The following is a 15202-nucleotide window of genomic DNA, read 5'->3' as shown; positions in this document are numbered from 1 at the left end:
CTCAGGCCTCGCCGATATCGATGATGATGTTGCCGTCGGCATCCGATCGCGCCCGGTCGCCGGGCTCCAGCACAGTCGTCGCGTCCATCTGTTCGAGGATCGCCGGACCTTCGATTGTTGCGTCGAGCGGCAACTTCTCTCTGCTGTAGACCGGCGTGTCGTACCAGCGCCCGCCATACCAGACAGGCCGGATCTCGCGCCGCGCCTCTTCGAGCGTTTTGGCGCGCCCAGCCGGGTCGATCAGCCGGGACAGATCGATTGCCGGCCGCACGCCGGTGACCGAGGTGTTGAGGTTGACCAGATTGGCGCGGATTTCCGGCAACTGGACCTTGAAGCGGGCGAAATAGGCCTTCTCGAACAGGTGCTGCAGTCCCTCGCGTGTCACCGCAGACGACGGCAGCGGCACGTTGATGATATGCGTCTGGCCGACGAACTGCATGTCGGCGGAATGCGTGACGCGGATCATTTCCGGCTTCACCGCCTCCTTGCCGATCAGCTCCTCGCCTTCGTTTCGGTGCCGTTCCAATGTCTCATGGAGCTGGGTTTCATCGAGACTGGGCACCGACTGATTGACCGTGTTGACGAAATCATGGCGCAGATCGGCGACGACGCAGCCGAGAGCATTGGTGATGCCTGGCCGCGCCGGCACCAGCACTTTCGGCAGGCCTAGTTCGCGCGCCAATGCCGTCGCATGCAGCGGCCCGGCGCCACCGAAGGCGAACAGCGCGAAATCGCGCGGGTCGTGGCCGCGCGACACCGAGACCATGCGGATGGCGCCGGCCATCTTCACGTTGCCGAGCCGCAGCACCGCACCCGCCGCCTCGACGCCGGACAAGCCTGTGGCGCGGCCGATCCTGTCCTCGAATATGCCGGTGACCCGTTCGACGGTGACCGGGTTTTCCACCGCGAGCAGCTTCTTCGGCGCCAGCCTGCCGAGCACCAGATTGGCGTCGGTGATGGTCGGCTCCAAGCCGCCGCGTCCGTAGCATATCGGGCCGGGATTGGCGCCGGCACTTTCCGGGCCGATCTGGATCAGGCCTGCCGCATCGACGTGGGCGATTGAGCCGCCGCCGGCGCCGACCGTATGCACCGCCACCATCGGCACGTGGATCGGCATCGCATACTCGATCTCGATCTCGTTCGACACCGCCGGCTCGGCGTTGCGGATCAGCGCCACGTCGGTCGAGGTGCCGCCCATGTCATAGGTGACCAGGTTTTCGAAGCCGGCGCGTTTTCCGGTATAGGCGGCAGCGATGACGCCGGAAGCGGGGCCGGACATGACGGTCTTGGCCGACTCACGTGTGACAAAGCGGGCCGAGATCATGCCGCCATTGCCGTTCATGATCAGGAAGTCGCGGGCGTAGCCTTTTGACGCCAGCTCCTTGCGCAGCCGCTCGACATAGCGTTCGAGGATCGGTTGCACCGAAGCGTTGACCGAAGCAGTCACCCCGCGCTCGAATTCGCGCGCTTCCGAAAGCAGGGCGTGGCCTGTCGTGATGTAGCCGTTCGGCCAAAGCTCGGCCGCTATCTCGGCGGCGCGCCGCTCATGCGCCGGGTTGGCGTAGGAATGCAGGAAATGGATGACCAGGGATTCGCAGCCGGCTGCGATCAGTTGTGAAATCGCTGTCCGCATATCGGCCTCGTCGAGCGGGATGCGCACCGCGCCCGAGGCCTCGACCCGCTCCGACACTTCGAGCCGCAGATTGCGCGGAATGATCGGGACGAAGGTGCCCGTCATGCCATAGGCCTGCGGCCGTGTCCGCCGGCCAAGCTCGATGACGTCGCGAAAGCCGCGCGTGGTGATCATGCCGGTCTTGGCCAGCCGGCGCTCCAGCACCGCGTTGGTAGTCGTCGTCGTGCCGTGCACGATGAGGTCGATGCCGTCGACCGGAAAGCCGGTGGCGCCAAGTGCCGAAACGACGCCGAACGCCTGGTTGTCGACTGTCGTCGGGGTCTTGGCGATATGCACCCGGCCACCGTCACGGCCGTCGATCAGAAGGAGGTCGGTAAAAGTTCCGCCGACATCGATGCCGGCGACGACGCCGCCAGTCGAATCCAGCGCTCGCGCCGAAAAATTCTGTCCCATTGTCGAAACCCGAAATGCCCGAACTGCCTACATGCCTTAGTTTGGAAAGCTGTTTTACGGCGGCGTCTTGACGCAAATATCGTTTGTATACTAATAAATTCCGGACACAAGAGCTTACCGCTTCGGAGTGTGCAAACGGCACGCTGGAACCTGACCGGTTCGGGCGCGCAGATGGAGATTTGGCGCCGGCGCTGAGCCGGCCCAGAAGGTTAGGTTTGATGAACACCACATCCGCGTTCAACACTGCCGGCGCCCGGCCGCTGCAGTTCCCGATACCGGCCAATGTCTATGCCGAAACCGTGGTCTCGGTGAAGCATTATACCGACCGGCTGTTTTCGTTCCGCATCACCCGGCCGCAGTCGCTGCGCTTCCGCTCCGGCGAATTCGTCATGATCGGCCTGCCCAATGCCGAGAAGCCAGTGTTCCGCGCCTATTCGATCGCCAGCCCGTCTTGGGACGACGAACTCGAATTCTTCTCGATCAAGGTGCTGGACGGCCCGCTTACCTCGGAGCTGCAGAAAATCGAGATCGGCGATACCGTCATCATGCGGCAGAAGTCGACCGGCACGCTGGTGGTCGACGCGCTGACGCCGGCCAAGCGCCTGTTCATGATCTCGACCGGCACCGGCATTGCTCCATTCGCCAGCCTGCTGCGCGATCCCGACACCTATGAGAAGTTCGAGCAGGTGGTCCTGACCCATACCTGCCGCGACAATGCCGAGCTCACCTACGGCCAGGAGCTGGTGGCCGCACTGGAGAACGATCCGCTGATCGGCGAACTGACCGGCGGCCGCGTCACGCTGTATAATTCGACGACGCGCGAGACCTCCGTGCGCATGGGCCGCATCACCGCGCTGATCGGCTCGGGCAAATTCTACACCGATCTCGGCATCGACAGGCTCAATCCCGAGACCGACCGCATCATGATCTGCGGCTCGATGCATATGCTCAAGGACGTCAAGGAACTGGCCGAAAGCCTCGGCTTCCAGGAAGGCTCGCTGCACCATCCGGCAAGCTTCGTCGTCGAGCGCGCCTTCGTCGGCTGAGACGCGCAGTTCAGCGTCCACTGGTTCGAGACCCTGATTTTGATCATGCGGTCAAAAATCGGCTGCCTTGACTGTCTTTTTCCGTTATGACCGCTTGAAGGACTCGTGAAGCGCTGCTTCACGTTCTATCTTCGGCATAAGTCGCTGAACAAGGGGCAGGAGATGAGCAGCACAATCCGCGAAACCGATCTCGGCACGTCCAAGATCACGCCGCTGCCGGCGCGCGCCGCCGCCAATGCGCCGATGCCGCAAGCCCATGGCATTGCTCGCAATCCCGGCATGAGGCTCGATCTCGGCTTCATGGAATCGATGCGCGGCGTCAACCGCTCGGCGCTGGAACGCCGCGTCGCCAGCCTGACCAAAAGACGCTCGATCAAGGCCGATAACCAGGCGGCCTGGCTGCTGCGCGCGGTCGCCTGCATGGACCTGACGACGCTGAACTCGAACGACACGGAAGAGCGCGTGCGCAGGCTCTGTGCCAAGGCAGTCAACCCGTTCCGTCGCGACATCGTCGAGGGGCTGGGCATTACTGGTGAAAAGATCCGCCCGGCGGCGGTCTGCGTCTATCATCCCTTCGTCGCCACCGCCGTAGAAGCGCTGCGTGGCAGCGGCGTCCATGTCGCCGCCGTTTCGACCGCCTTCCCGCATGGCCTTGCACCGCTTTCGACGCGCCTGCAAGAGATCGAAGCATCGGTCCGCGACGGCGCCGACGAGATCGACGTCGTCATCCCGCGCGGCCTGGTATTCGCGGCGAAATGGCAGGAGCTCTATAACGAGATCGTCTCGATGCGCGCCGCTTGCGGCGAGGCGCATCTGAAGGTGATCCTCGGTACCGGCGACCTCGCCACGCTGCGCAACGTCATGCTCGCCTCGATGGTGGCGATGATGGCGGGTGCAGATTTCATCAAGACCTCGACCGGCAAGGAAAGCGTCAACGCGACGCTGCCGGTCGGCCTTGCCATGGTGCGCGCAATCCGCGCCTATTTCGAGGAAACCGGCTATCTCATCGGCTTCAAGCCGGCCGGTGGCATTTCCACGGCAAAAGCCTCGCTCGATTGGCTGGTGCTGATGAAAGAAGAACTGGGCCGGCCGTGGCTGGAGCCGGAGCTGTTCCGCTTCGGAGCATCGAGCCTTTTGACCGATATCGAGCGCCAGCTCGAGCATCATCTGACCGGCCACTACTCGGCCAATCATCGCCACGCGATGGCGTGAATCGGAGCACGCCATGAACATTCTCGAACGCTATCACGCCATGGAATACGGCCCGGCGCCGGAGGCGCGCAACGAGGCCGATGCGTGGCTTGCCGCGCGGGATTTCGGCAAAGCGCTGTTTATCGGCGGCGACTGGAAGGCAGCCAGCGGAGGCAAAACCTTCGACACCAGCGATCCGTCCTCGGCAAAGCTGCTGGCCAAGGTGTCGGATGCCGGTGCCGCCGATATCGACGCGGCGGTTGCGGCGGCCACAAAAGCGCTGCCGAAATGGAGCGCCAGCACCGGCTACAGCCGAGCCAAAGTGCTCTATGCCATCGGCCGCGCCATGCAGCGCCACCAACGGCTGTTCGCGGTGCTGGAATCGATCGACAATGGCAAGCCTATCCGCGAAAGCCGCGACATCGACGTGCCGCTGGCGATCCGCCATTTCATCCATCATGCCGGCTGGGCGCAGGCGCTGGACAGGGATTTTCCCGGCCACAAGGGCGTCGGCGTCGTCGGCCAGATCATCCCGTGGAACTTCCCGCTCTTGATGCTCGCCTGGAAGATCGCGCCGGCGCTCGCTGCGGGCTGCACCGTGGTGCTCAAACCCGCGGAATTCACGCCGCTCACCGCGATCCTGTTTGCCGAGATCTGCGGACGCGCCGGCGTGCCGAAGGGCGTCGTCAACATCGTCCAGGGCGGGCCGGAGGCGGGCGCGACCATCGTCAACCATCCCGGCGTCCAGAAGATTGCCTTCACCGGTTCGTCCGAGGTCGGCAAGATCATCCGCAAGGCCACTGCCGGCTCGGGCAAAAAACTGTCGCTGGAGCTTGGCGGCAAGTCGGCATTCGTGGTTTTCGAGGATGCCGACCTCGACAGCGCCGTCGAGGGTCTGGTCGACGGCATCTGGTTCAACCAGGGCCAGGTGTGCTGTGCCGGCTCGCGCCTTCTGGTGCAAGAAGGCATCGCCGACGCCTTCATCGCCAAGGTCAAGACGCGGATGAGCCGGCTGCGCATCGGCAGTCCGCTCGACAAGAACACCGATATCGGCCCGCTGGTCGATTTGACTCAGCTCGATCGCGTCAAGGGCCTGATCGCCGAAGGCGCCAAGCAGGGCGCGATCTGCTGGCAGCCGGACTCGGCACTGCCCGCCGCGGGCTATTACCATCTGCCAACGCTGGCGACCGGTGTTTCGCCGGCTAACATCTTGGCGCAGGAAGAGGTGTTCGGGCCGGTGCTCGCCACTATGACCTTCCGCAACACCGAGGAAGCGATCGAGCTCGCCAACAACACACGCTATGGCCTGGCCGCTTCGGTGTGGAGCGAGAACATCAATCTTGCCCTGCACGTCGCGCCGCAATTGAAGGCCGGCGTCGTCTGGGTCAACGGCACCAATATGTTCGACGCCTCCTGCGGCTTCGGCGGCTACCGCGAGAGCGGTTTTGGCCGCGAAGGCGGGCGCGAGGGCATGTTCGAATATCTCTCGGCAAAACTGCCGCTCGGCCCGATCATCAAACCGGCAACGTCTTCGGCCCAACCTGTCGAGCAGGCGGAAGGTGGCGCCATCGACCGCACGGCAAAGCTGTTCATCGGCGGCAAGCAGGTCCGGCCGGACGGCAATTATTCCTTCGCCATCGCCAGCGCCAAGGGCAAGCTTGCCGGCGAGATCGGTCTCGGCAACCGCAAGGATATCCGTGACGCCGTCGCGGCCGCGCGCGCCTGCAAGTCGTGGCCGGAGGCGACCGCCTACAACCGCAGCCAGGTACTCTACTACGTGGCCGAAAACCTTTCCGGCCGCGCAGACGAGGTTGCCGCCCGTTTGACCCAGCTCACCGGCGCGACCGCCAAGGCGGCGCGTGACGAGGTCGAGCTGTCGATCGAGCGCCTTTTCCTCTATGCCGGCTTGGCCGACAAATTCGAGGCCCGCGTCCACCAGCCGCCGGCCCGCGCCGTCACATTGGCGCTGCACGAGCCAGTCGGCGTCGTCGGCATCATCGCGCCGGATAATGCGCCTCTGCTTGGCCTGATCTCGCTGGTGGCGCCGGCGCTTGCCATGGGCAACACCGTAGTCGCAGTGCCATCCGAAAAATACCCGCTGCTTGCCACCGACCTCTACCAGGTCATCGAATATTCCGACGTTCCGGCAGGCGCCATCAATATCGTCACCGGCCGTAGCGCCGAGCTTGCCGGCGTATTGGCCAAGCATGACGATGTCGACGGGCTCTGGGTGTTCGCCGATGCCGAGACTTGCGCCAAGGCCGAGGCCGAGTCCATCGGCAATCTCAAACGCGTCTGGACCGGCAACGGCCACAGCCTCGACTGGGCGTCGAACGAAGCAGCCGGCGATGCCTTGCTGCGCCGTGCGATCGAGGTCAAGAACGTCTGGGTGCCCTACGGCGACTGAGTGCCCCGGAGAGACATCCGGGCTTGACGGGCCAAAAGATGTTCTTTACCGAGAAAAAACATTTGGCTGGCAGGCGAATATCGAAACAGGCGGGATGGTAGTGCCCGGCTGGCACATTGCGCCCCGGCCTTGTGCCGGTAAAAAGCCGAACGATCACAGACGGGCGAGGAGAGAAGCATGGCGGATCTGACAGGCAAGATCGTTGTCGTCACGGCGGCGGCGCAAGGCATCGGCCGGGCAAGTGCGCTGGCTTTCGCCAAGGCCGGCGCCGTCGTCCATGCCACCGACATCAACGAGGTGGTGCTCGCCGACCTCGGCAAGACGCCCGGTATCAAGACCCGCAAGCTCGACGTGCTGAACGACGAGGCGGTGAACGCCGCGTTTGCCGAGATCGGCGCCGTGGACGTGCTGTTCAATTGCGCCGGCTTCGTCCATTCCGGCTCGATCCTCGAGATGAAGGACGGCGATCTCGACTTTGCCTATGATCTCAATGTCCGCTCGATGATCCGCACCATCCGTGCCGTACTGCCCGGCATGCTGGAGCGCGGCGACGGCTCGATCATCAACATGGCGTCGCTGGCCAGTTCGACCAAGGGCGTGCCGAACCGCTTCGTATATGGCCTAACCAAGGCAGCCGTCATCGGCCTGACCAAGTCGGTCGCCGCCGACTATGTCGGCAAGGGCATACGCTGCAATGCGATCTGTCCGGGCACGGTCGAAAGCCCGTCGCTGCAGGACCGCATGCATGCGCAGGGCGACTACGAAGCAGCTCGCGCCGCCTTCATCGCGCGCCAGCCGATGGGCCGCCTCGGCACGCCCGAGGAAATCGCCGACCTCGCCGTCTATCTGGCCGGCGCCACCTATACGTCGGGGCAGGCTTATAATATCGACGGTGGCTGGTCGATCTAAGAGGCCATTTGAAAACCCTACTCCGCCGGGCGCCTGACGCGGCTTTCTGCGCTTCCGGTGCTCACGTACTTTAAGTACGCTCCGCTCCGGTTCTCGAAACCCACGCCATTCGCCGCAGCGGAGCGAGTTTGCAAACGGCCTCTGGTCGCAACTGGGAGAAAACTGCATGAAACTGCTGCGCTATGGCGAGGCGGGGAGCGAACGCCCCGGCCTGCTCGATGCCGATGGAACGATCCGCGACCTCTCCGCCCATGTCACCGACATTGCCGGCAAGGCGCTTGACCCGGCATCGCTCGAGACATTGTCGAAGCTCGACCCGAAAACGCTACCGGCGGTTTCCGGCAAGCCACGCATCGGCGCCTGCGTCGCCGGCACCGGCAAATTCATCTGCATCGGTCTCAACTATTCCGACCATGCTGCCGAAACCGGCGCCACCGTGCCGCCGGAGCCGATCATCTTCATGAAGGCAAGCTCGGCTATTGTCGGGCCGAACGACGACGTGCTGATCCCGCGCGGCTCGGTGAAGACCGACTGGGAGGTCGAGCTCGGCGTGGTGATCGGCAAGACTGCGAAGTATGTCACCGAGGCCGAGGCGCTGGATTATGTCGCCGGCTATTGCGTCGCGCACGACGTCTCGGAGCGCGCCTTCCAGGCCGAGCGCCAGGGCCAGTGGACCAAGGGCAAGTCCTGCGACACGTTCGGGCCGATCGGCCCGTGGCTGGTGACCAAGGACGAGATCAAGGACCCGCAGAACATCCCGATGTGGCTGACGGTCAACGGCAAGACCATGCAGAACGGCTCGACCAAGACCATGGTCTTCGGCGTCGCTTATCTCGTCTCCTATCTCAGCCAGTTCATGTCGCTGCACCCGGGCGACATCATCTCTACCGGCACGCCGCCCGGCGTCGGCCTCGGCATGAAGCCGCCGGTCTTCCTGAAGCCCGGCGACGTGGTCGAGCTCGGTATCGAGGGGCTGGGCATCCAGAAGCAGACGTTCAAGGCGGATGCGTAGGCGCTCTTCCTTCTCCCCTTGTGGGAGAAGGTGGATCGGCGCGCAGCGCCGAGACGGATGAGGGGTGCTGGAAGAAACGCGACGAGAAAACATCGAAAGATTTCCGTCGCTTACGCCTTCAGCGTAGCGATCGTCCAACACCCCTCATCCGACCGAGCTTCGCTCGGCCACCTTCTCCCACAAGGGGAGAAGGGGAGTCGGCACCTGCGCTATTTCAGCACCTTCCCATCGGCCCCAAACCGGTATGTCTTTGCCGGATCCGGCGTCGCGTAGAGCGTGGCACCCGGTTCGGCGTTATAGACGCCAAAAATGCGCACTGTGATCAAGCCGGCCTTCTCGCAGTCGAGATAGAGATTGGTGTCGGCGCCAAGGTGCTCGGCATGGACAACCGTGCCTTTCCAGGCACCGGATTTCGGATCGACGGTCAGGTGCTCGGGGCGGACACCGATGGTCTTGGCCGTCTCGCCAAGCTTGGCCCCGTCGACGAAGTTCATCTTCGGTGAGCCGATGAAGCCGGCGACGAATTCATTTGCCGGCGAATTGTAAAGCTCCATCGGTCCGCCGATCTGCTCGATCTTTCCCGCGTTCAGCACGACGATCTTGTCGGCCAGTGTCATCGCCTCGACCTGGTCGTGGGTGACATAGATCATCGTGGCCTTCAGCCGGCGATGCAATTGCGCGATCTCCAGCCTGGTGTTGACGCGCAGTGCGGCGTCGAGGTTCGACAGCGGCTCGTCGAACAGAAAAAGCTTGGGCTCACGCACCACGGCGCGGCCGATGGCGACGCGCTGGCGCTGGCCGCCGGACAACTCGGCCGGCCGCCTCGAGAGGTAGGGCTCCAGCGACAGCATCGAGGAAGCGATGCCGATGCGGCGGTCGATCTCGGCCGCCGGCGTGCCCGCCTGCTTGAGGCCGAGGCCCATATTGTTCTTCACAGTCAGATGCGGATAGAGCGCATAGGTCTGGAACACCATGGCGATACCGCGCTTGGCCGGCGGCGTGGCGGAGACGTCCGCCCCGTCGATCACCACGCGGCCCGAGGTCGAGTCCTCCAGCCCGGCAATGACCCTGAGCAGCGTCGACTTCCCGCAACCGGATGGACCGACGAAGACGACGAACTCGCCATCCGTCACCTCGAGGTTGATGCCCTTCAGCACCTCGACCGGCCCGAAGGCTTTTTTCACGTTCTCGATGTTCAGCGAGCCCACGGCTTCGTCCCTGTTCTAGAGTTTCACGGCGAGGCCGCTGCGCACGCTCTCGTCTGCGGCAAGGCAGACGGCGAGCGACTTCACCGCGTCGTCCATGTGGCGGGTCAAGTCCAGATCCTCGCGGATCGCCTTCAGCACAAACGCCTGTTCCAGGTCGCAGAGGTCCTGATGGCCGGGCTCGCCTTGCATCGACAGCATTTCGTCCGGTTTCGCGAACTTGCCGTCGGCGCCGGTCGCCGCGCTGTGCAGGCGGATGGTCGAGGTCTTGGTGTGGGTGTCGATGTCGTCGGACCTGACACCCTCCTTCATGACGATCGACACGCAGCCATTGGGCGAGATCACGTCCTTGACGAAGAAAGCCGTCTCCGAAATCATCGGCCCCCAGCCGGCCTCGTACCAGCCGACCGAACCGTCGTCGAACAGCACCTGCAGATGACCGTAATTGTACATCGACGGCGCGATCTCGTCGCTCAGCCTCAGTCCCATGCCGCGCACCTCGACTGGTCTGGCGTCGGTGATCTGCAGCATCACGTCGAGATAATGCACGCCGCAGTCGACGATCGGCGACGTCGTCTGCATCAGCTGCTTGTGCGTCTCCCAGCTATGGCCGGAGGATTGCTGGTTGAGGTTCATGCGGAACACGTAAGGGCCGCCGAGCTTCCGCGCCTCGGCAATCAGCCTGATCCAGGACGGATGGTGGCGCAGGATATAGCCGATCACCAGTTTTTTGCCGTTGGCCTTGGCGGCGGCGACGACGCGCTCTGCATCTGCGACGGTGGTTGCCAGCGGCTTTTCGAGGAAGACGTGGCAGCCGGCCTCGAACGCCTTGACGGCATAGTCAGCATGGCTGTCGGAATAGGTGGCGATGCAGGCGACATCGGGCTTTTCGTCGCGTAGCGCCTCGTCGAAGGAACGCCGGATGGCGTAGGTCGAAAGCCCTTCCGGCAGCGGCACATCGGAGCGGTTGACCAGCGCGGCGATCTGGAATCCCGGATTGGTGTGATACGCCAACGCATGGCTGCGCCCCATATTGCCGAGGCCGGCGATGACAACGCGAAGGGGTTTTTGCGAATTCACTTGACCGCTCCCGAAGTGATGCCGCGGATCAGCTGCCGCGAGAAGATGACGTAGAGGATCAGCACCGGCATGATCGCCAGCGACAGTGCCGCCAGGATGGCATTCCAGTTGGTGACGAACTGGCCGAGGAACAGTTGCGCGCCGAGCGTCACCGTCTTGGTTTCCTCCGACGGCGCCAGGATCAGCGGGAACCACAGATCGTTCCAGATCGGGATCATGGTGAAGACGGCGACCGTCGCCATAGATGGCCTGACCAGCGGCAACACCAGGCGGAAGAAGATGGTGTATTCCGATAGTCCGTCGATGCGGCCGGCGTTCTTCAGGTCGTCGGAGACCTGCTTCATGAATTCCGACAGGATGAAGACGGCAAGCGGCAGGCCCTGCGCCGTGTAGACCAGGATCAGCGCCGTCAGCGTGTTGACCAGCCCGCTCGCCACCATCAGCTGCAGGATGGCGACGGTGCCGAGGCGGATCGGGATCATGATGCCGAGCGCCAGATAGAGCCCCATCAGCGAATTGCCGCGGAAGCGGTATTCCGACAGCGCGAAGGCAGCCATGGCGCCGAACAAAAGCACGAAGAACAGCGAGGCGACGGTGACGACAAGGCTGTTCTGGAAATAGTGGATGAAGTCGCCCTGGCCGATCACCGTGGTGTAGCCGATCAGGTCGAAGGTCCCTGGCGTCGGCGGCGTCAGCGGCGCGCCGAAAATCCCTGCGCGCGATTTGAACGAATTCATGATCACGAGGATCACCGGAAACAGCGCGATTGCGGTGTAGGTCAGAAGGATCGCATGCGCGCCGATGGTGCGGGGCAGCGAGCGGGTTGCGGTGCTCATGGTCGCGCTCCCCTAAAACTGGTAGCGACGCAAGCGCGTCTGTACGAGGAACAGATAGACGCAGACGCCGCCGAGGATGATCAGGAACATCATCGTGGCGATCGCCGCGCCCATGTTGGGATCGCCGACCTGCAGCTGGAAACCGAAGAAGGCGCGGTAGAGGAAGGTGCCGAGAATATCCGTTGAATAGTTCGGCCCGGCCAGCGCGCCTTGCGCGGTGTAGATCAGGTCGAAAGCGTTGAAGTTGCCGACGAAGGTCAGGATCGAGATGATGCCGATCGACGGCAGGATGAGCGGCAGCTTGATCTTCCAGAACTGCGCCATCCCAGTGATGCCGTCGCATTCGGCCGCTTCGATCACCTCTTCGGGAATGGACAGCAGTGCCGCATAGATCAGCATCATCGGGATGCCGACGAACTGCCACACCGAGATCAGGCTGAGCGCGGTCAGCGCATATTGCGCCTTGCCGAGCCAGGGCGTGAACAGGCTTTTCAGGCCGACAAGGTCCATCATATGCGGCGCCACGCCCCATAGCGGCGACAGGATCAGCTTCCAGGCGAAGCCGACGATGACGAAAGACAGGATCGTCGGCACGAAGATCGCCGTGCGGTAGAAGGCGGAAAACCGTAGCCTGGGGCTGGACAGAAGTGCGGCCAAAAGGACGCCGATCGGGTTCTGCACCAGCATGTGGATGATGAAGAACCAGACATTGTTCCTGAGCGCGTTCCAGAAATTGACCGACCAGTTGGGATCACCGAACAGCATGCGGAAATTTTCCAGTCCGACGAAGACCTGCGACTGGTTGATGTTGCGGAACAGCGACAGCTGCAGCGTGCCGGCCAGCGGCAGGATCATGATCGCCGTATAGACCAGCAGCGCCGGCGCCAGGAAAACGCCGATATGCCAACGGAACGGTCTTTTCGGTGCTGCGGCCATGCGTTCGGTCCCCGCCGATCAGGTCTTGCTATTGCCGCCAAAGGGCGCGGCGCCTCCCTCCCCCTCGAGGGGAGGGTACCTCGCAAAGCGAGGCGGGTGGGGTCGGCAGAGGAGCACGCCATCGTCGTTCGACCGTGCTTTCCAGCAGCGATCAAGCCGCAGTCTGCCTCGACCGACCCCCTCTGTCGCCTTCGGCGACATCTCCCCCTCGAGGGGGGAGACAACGCTTCGCCGCGCTTTACTTCGCCGGCTTGTACCAGCTGTCGAGGCCGTCCTGCAGCTTCTTGGCGGCAGCTTCCGGCGTGTCGGTGCCGTTGATGACGTTGGCCGATTCAACCCACGTCTCGTTTTCGAGGTTCGGCGTGCCGCGCGACAGGATCTGGTAGGTCGAGCGGATCGTCGACTTGCACTTGCCGCGCCAGGAGACGAATTCCTGGGCCAGCGGGTCTTCCATCTTCACCGGGGTGTTGTTCAGGCTGAAGAAGCCCGGCAGCGCGTTGGCGTAGATGGTGGCGAAATCCGGCGAGGCCACCCAGGACAGGAAGGTCTTGGCCGCATCCGCGTTCTTCGAGGCCGCATTGAGGCCCATGCCGATGTCGGTGTGGTCGGAGATGTAGCAGGTGTCGCCGGCCTTCTGCACCGGCGGCGGGAAGGCGCCCATCTTGAACTGCGCCTGCGTGTTGAACAGGCCGATCTCCCACGAGCCGGCCGGGTAGATGGCGGCGCGACCGAGCGTGAACAGGTTCTGGCTGTCCGGATAGGTCTGCGCCTCGAAGCCGTCGCCGAGGTAGTCCTTCCACTTGGCCAGTTCCTTGAAGGGCTCGACCCACTGCGGATCGGTCAGCTTCTGCTCGCCCTTGATCAGCGCCAGGCGGCCTTCCTCGCCCTTCCAGTAGTTGGGGCCGATGTTCTGGTAGCCCATGGTCGCCGCTTCCCAGAGGTCCTTGGTGCCCATCGCCATCGGGATGTAAGTGCCGTCGGCCTTGATCTTGTCGAGCGCGGCGAAGAATTCGTCGCGCGTCTCCGGCACCTTGATGCCGAGCTTGTCGAAGGCGTCCTTGTTGTAGATGAAGCCATGGATGACGGAGGCCATCGGCACGCAGAAACTCGACTTGCCGTCGTCGGTCTGCCAGGCGGCCTTGGCGACGTCGGAGAAGTTCTCCATGCCGGGCAGGGTCGAGATGTCGGCAAGGTTGCCCTTCTTGAAGAGTTCCAGCGACTTGTCGAACGGGCGGCAGGTGATCAGGTCGCCGGCCGAGCCGGCGGCGAGCTTGGCGCCGAGGGCGGCGTCATATTCGGTCGGCGCCGACGGCGCGAACACCACCTTGATGCCCGGGTTCTTGGCTTCGAAGGCCGGGATCAGCTTGTCCTTCCAGATGGCAAGGTCGTCGCCGCGCCAGCTTTCGATGTTGAGCGTTACGTCGTCGGCATAAGCCACCCCGGCGGAGCCGAGAATGCTGGTGCCGAGAAGAAGTGCCGTCAGTAGCTTCGTTGTCATGCTCAGTCTCCCTGTTGACCTTTTTCAGGTTCGGTTTTGATGAGAACAGAGGCATTGCGCCCCTTGCTCCCCTCGATCGCGGAAAGGGCCGGCCGCAGCTTGTGGCCAGTCCCTTCCAATATCTTCTCGGCTGCATCGGCGCTGGCGGCGCCGGCGGCGAGCAGAATAGCGGTCTTGACGACGCCGCCGCTCCTTTCGAGCAGGCGCGCCGCCTCGTCCTTGTCGCGCCCGCTGACGGCGGCGACGATGCGTGCGGCGCGGTCGCGCAGCTTGATGTTGTCGGCCATGAGGTTGACCATGTAGCCGTCATGGACATGGCCGAGATGGATGGCGGCGAGCGTCGACAGCATGTTGAGCGCGATCTTCTGGGCGGTGCCTGCGCCCATGCGCGTTGAGCCGGCAATCAGCTCCGGCGGCGTTTCGAGCAGGATGGCGATGTCGGCCAGCCGCAACAGCGGCGCATCCCTGTTGTTGGCGATGGCAATGGTCGCCGCACCGCGGCGCCTGGCGTCCTCGATCGCCCTGACTGCATAAGGTGTCGAGCCGCTGGCCGAGACGGCGATCAGGCAGTCGCCCTTGCCGATGCGGGCGGCGGCAACTGCTGCCGAAGCTTCCTCGGTGTCGTCCTCCGGCCCGCCGGCCAGTGTCTTGAAGGCCTCGTCGCCGCCGGCGATCAGGATGGCGATGCGGTCGCGTTGGATGCCGAAAGTGCCCGGCAGCTCAAGCGCGTCGGCCAGTGCCATCAGGCCCGAACTGCCGGCAGCCGCATAGGCGAGCTTGCCGCCGCTTTTCAGTCTGCTTGCGATGATTTCGGCTGCCGCAGCAATGGCAGGAATGGCGCCGTGCACGGCCTTGGCGGCCTCGATCTGTGCGTTGGCCAAAGAGGAAAGGACGGCTTCCGGGGCCTGGATATCCAGTCCCTCGGCATTCTGGTGAAGCGCTTCGGTGCGCGTTTCGGCCATCCGCTTTCCTCCAATCGAGAAAACCATACCAAAA

At 63.6% G+C, this 15202-nt stretch carries 12 protein-coding genes; 5 read left to right on the top strand and 7 right to left on the bottom strand.

All coding sequences use genetic code 11. From position 1 onward, the window contains the following. Position 1: 1 nt before the first annotated feature. Positions 2–2086 carry a hydantoinase/oxoprolinase family protein gene (locus NKJ81_RS05140; protein WP_352539844.1) on the bottom strand — a complete coding sequence of 695 codons (2085 nt, stop codon included), beginning with the start codon at positions 2084–2086 and terminating at the stop codon, positions 2–4. A 218-nt stretch (positions 2087–2304) separates the two neighbouring features. Here NKJ81_RS05140 and NKJ81_RS05135 point away from each other — a divergent pair, with 218 nt between their 5' ends. The 5 genes from NKJ81_RS05135 (at position 2305) to NKJ81_RS05115 (ending at position 8651) form a co-directional block, all read left to right on the top strand. Beyond that, positions 2305–3132, top strand: coding sequence for a ferredoxin--NADP reductase (locus tag NKJ81_RS05135; protein ID WP_352539843.1), 828 nt, complete (start codon positions 2305–2307; stop codon positions 3130–3132). Positions 3133–3294: 162 nt separating this feature from the next. Further along, entirely contained in the window at positions 3295–4344 is a 1050-nt protein-coding gene (deoC, locus tag NKJ81_RS05130) for a deoxyribose-phosphate aldolase (RefSeq protein ID WP_352473098.1), read from the top strand. Positions 4345–4357: 13 nt separating this feature from the next. Then, positions 4358–6730 carry an aldehyde dehydrogenase family protein gene (locus NKJ81_RS05125; protein ID WP_352539842.1) on the top strand — a complete coding sequence of 791 codons (2373 nt, stop codon included), beginning with the start codon at positions 4358–4360 and terminating at the stop codon, positions 6728–6730. Between the two features lie 177 nt (positions 6731–6907). Continuing rightward, positions 6908–7639, top strand: coding sequence for an SDR family oxidoreductase (locus tag NKJ81_RS05120; RefSeq protein WP_254815741.1), 732 nt, complete (start codon positions 6908–6910; stop codon positions 7637–7639). Between the two features lie 166 nt (positions 7640–7805). After that, positions 7806–8651, top strand: a complete 846-nt coding sequence (locus tag NKJ81_RS05115) for a fumarylacetoacetate hydrolase family protein (protein WP_352539841.1) — start codon at positions 7806–7808, stop codon at positions 8649–8651. Positions 8652–8860: 209 nt separating this feature from the next. On the opposite strand, the gene NKJ81_RS05110 is transcribed toward NKJ81_RS05115, so the two are convergent. The 6 genes from NKJ81_RS05110 to NKJ81_RS05085 form a co-directional block, all read right to left on the bottom strand. Next, positions 8861–9859, bottom strand: coding sequence for an ABC transporter ATP-binding protein (locus NKJ81_RS05110; RefSeq protein ID WP_352539840.1), 999 nt, complete (start codon positions 9857–9859; stop codon positions 8861–8863). A 15-nt stretch (positions 9860–9874) separates the two neighbouring features. Then, on the bottom strand, positions 9875–10936 hold the full coding sequence (locus NKJ81_RS05105) for a Gfo/Idh/MocA family protein (protein ID WP_352539839.1): 1062 nt from the start codon (positions 10934–10936) through the stop codon (positions 9875–9877). Continuing rightward, the gene (locus NKJ81_RS05100) at positions 10933–11772 is read right to left on the bottom strand and encodes a carbohydrate ABC transporter permease (RefSeq protein ID WP_023718923.1); all 840 of its coding nucleotides are present in this window, start codon (positions 11770–11772) and stop codon (positions 10933–10935) included. Before NKJ81_RS05100 ends, NKJ81_RS05105 begins: the two co-directional genes overlap by 4 nt. A 12-nt stretch (positions 11773–11784) precedes the next feature. Next, on the bottom strand, positions 11785–12708 hold the full coding sequence (locus NKJ81_RS05095; protein ID WP_023718922.1) for a carbohydrate ABC transporter permease: 924 nt from the start codon (positions 12706–12708) through the stop codon (positions 11785–11787). A 238-nt stretch (positions 12709–12946) separates the two neighbouring features. After that, positions 12947–14206: an ABC transporter substrate-binding protein gene (locus NKJ81_RS05090; RefSeq protein ID WP_352449606.1), complete on the bottom strand. Its 1260-nt coding sequence runs from the start codon at positions 14204–14206 to the stop codon at positions 12947–12949. Between the two features lie 2 nt (positions 14207–14208). After that, positions 14209–15168: an N-acetylmuramic acid 6-phosphate etherase gene (locus NKJ81_RS05085; protein ID WP_031212743.1), complete on the bottom strand. Its 960-nt coding sequence runs from the start codon at positions 15166–15168 to the stop codon at positions 14209–14211. Positions 15169–15202: the final 34 nt, after the last annotated feature.

The sequence above is a fragment of the Mesorhizobium sp. M0018 genome, from assembly GCF_040323955.1.
Lineage (GTDB): Bacteria > Pseudomonadota > Alphaproteobacteria > Rhizobiales > Rhizobiaceae > Mesorhizobium.
Note: the sequence above shows the minus strand (reverse complement) of the source record. Positions and strands in the feature narration are given on the sequence as shown.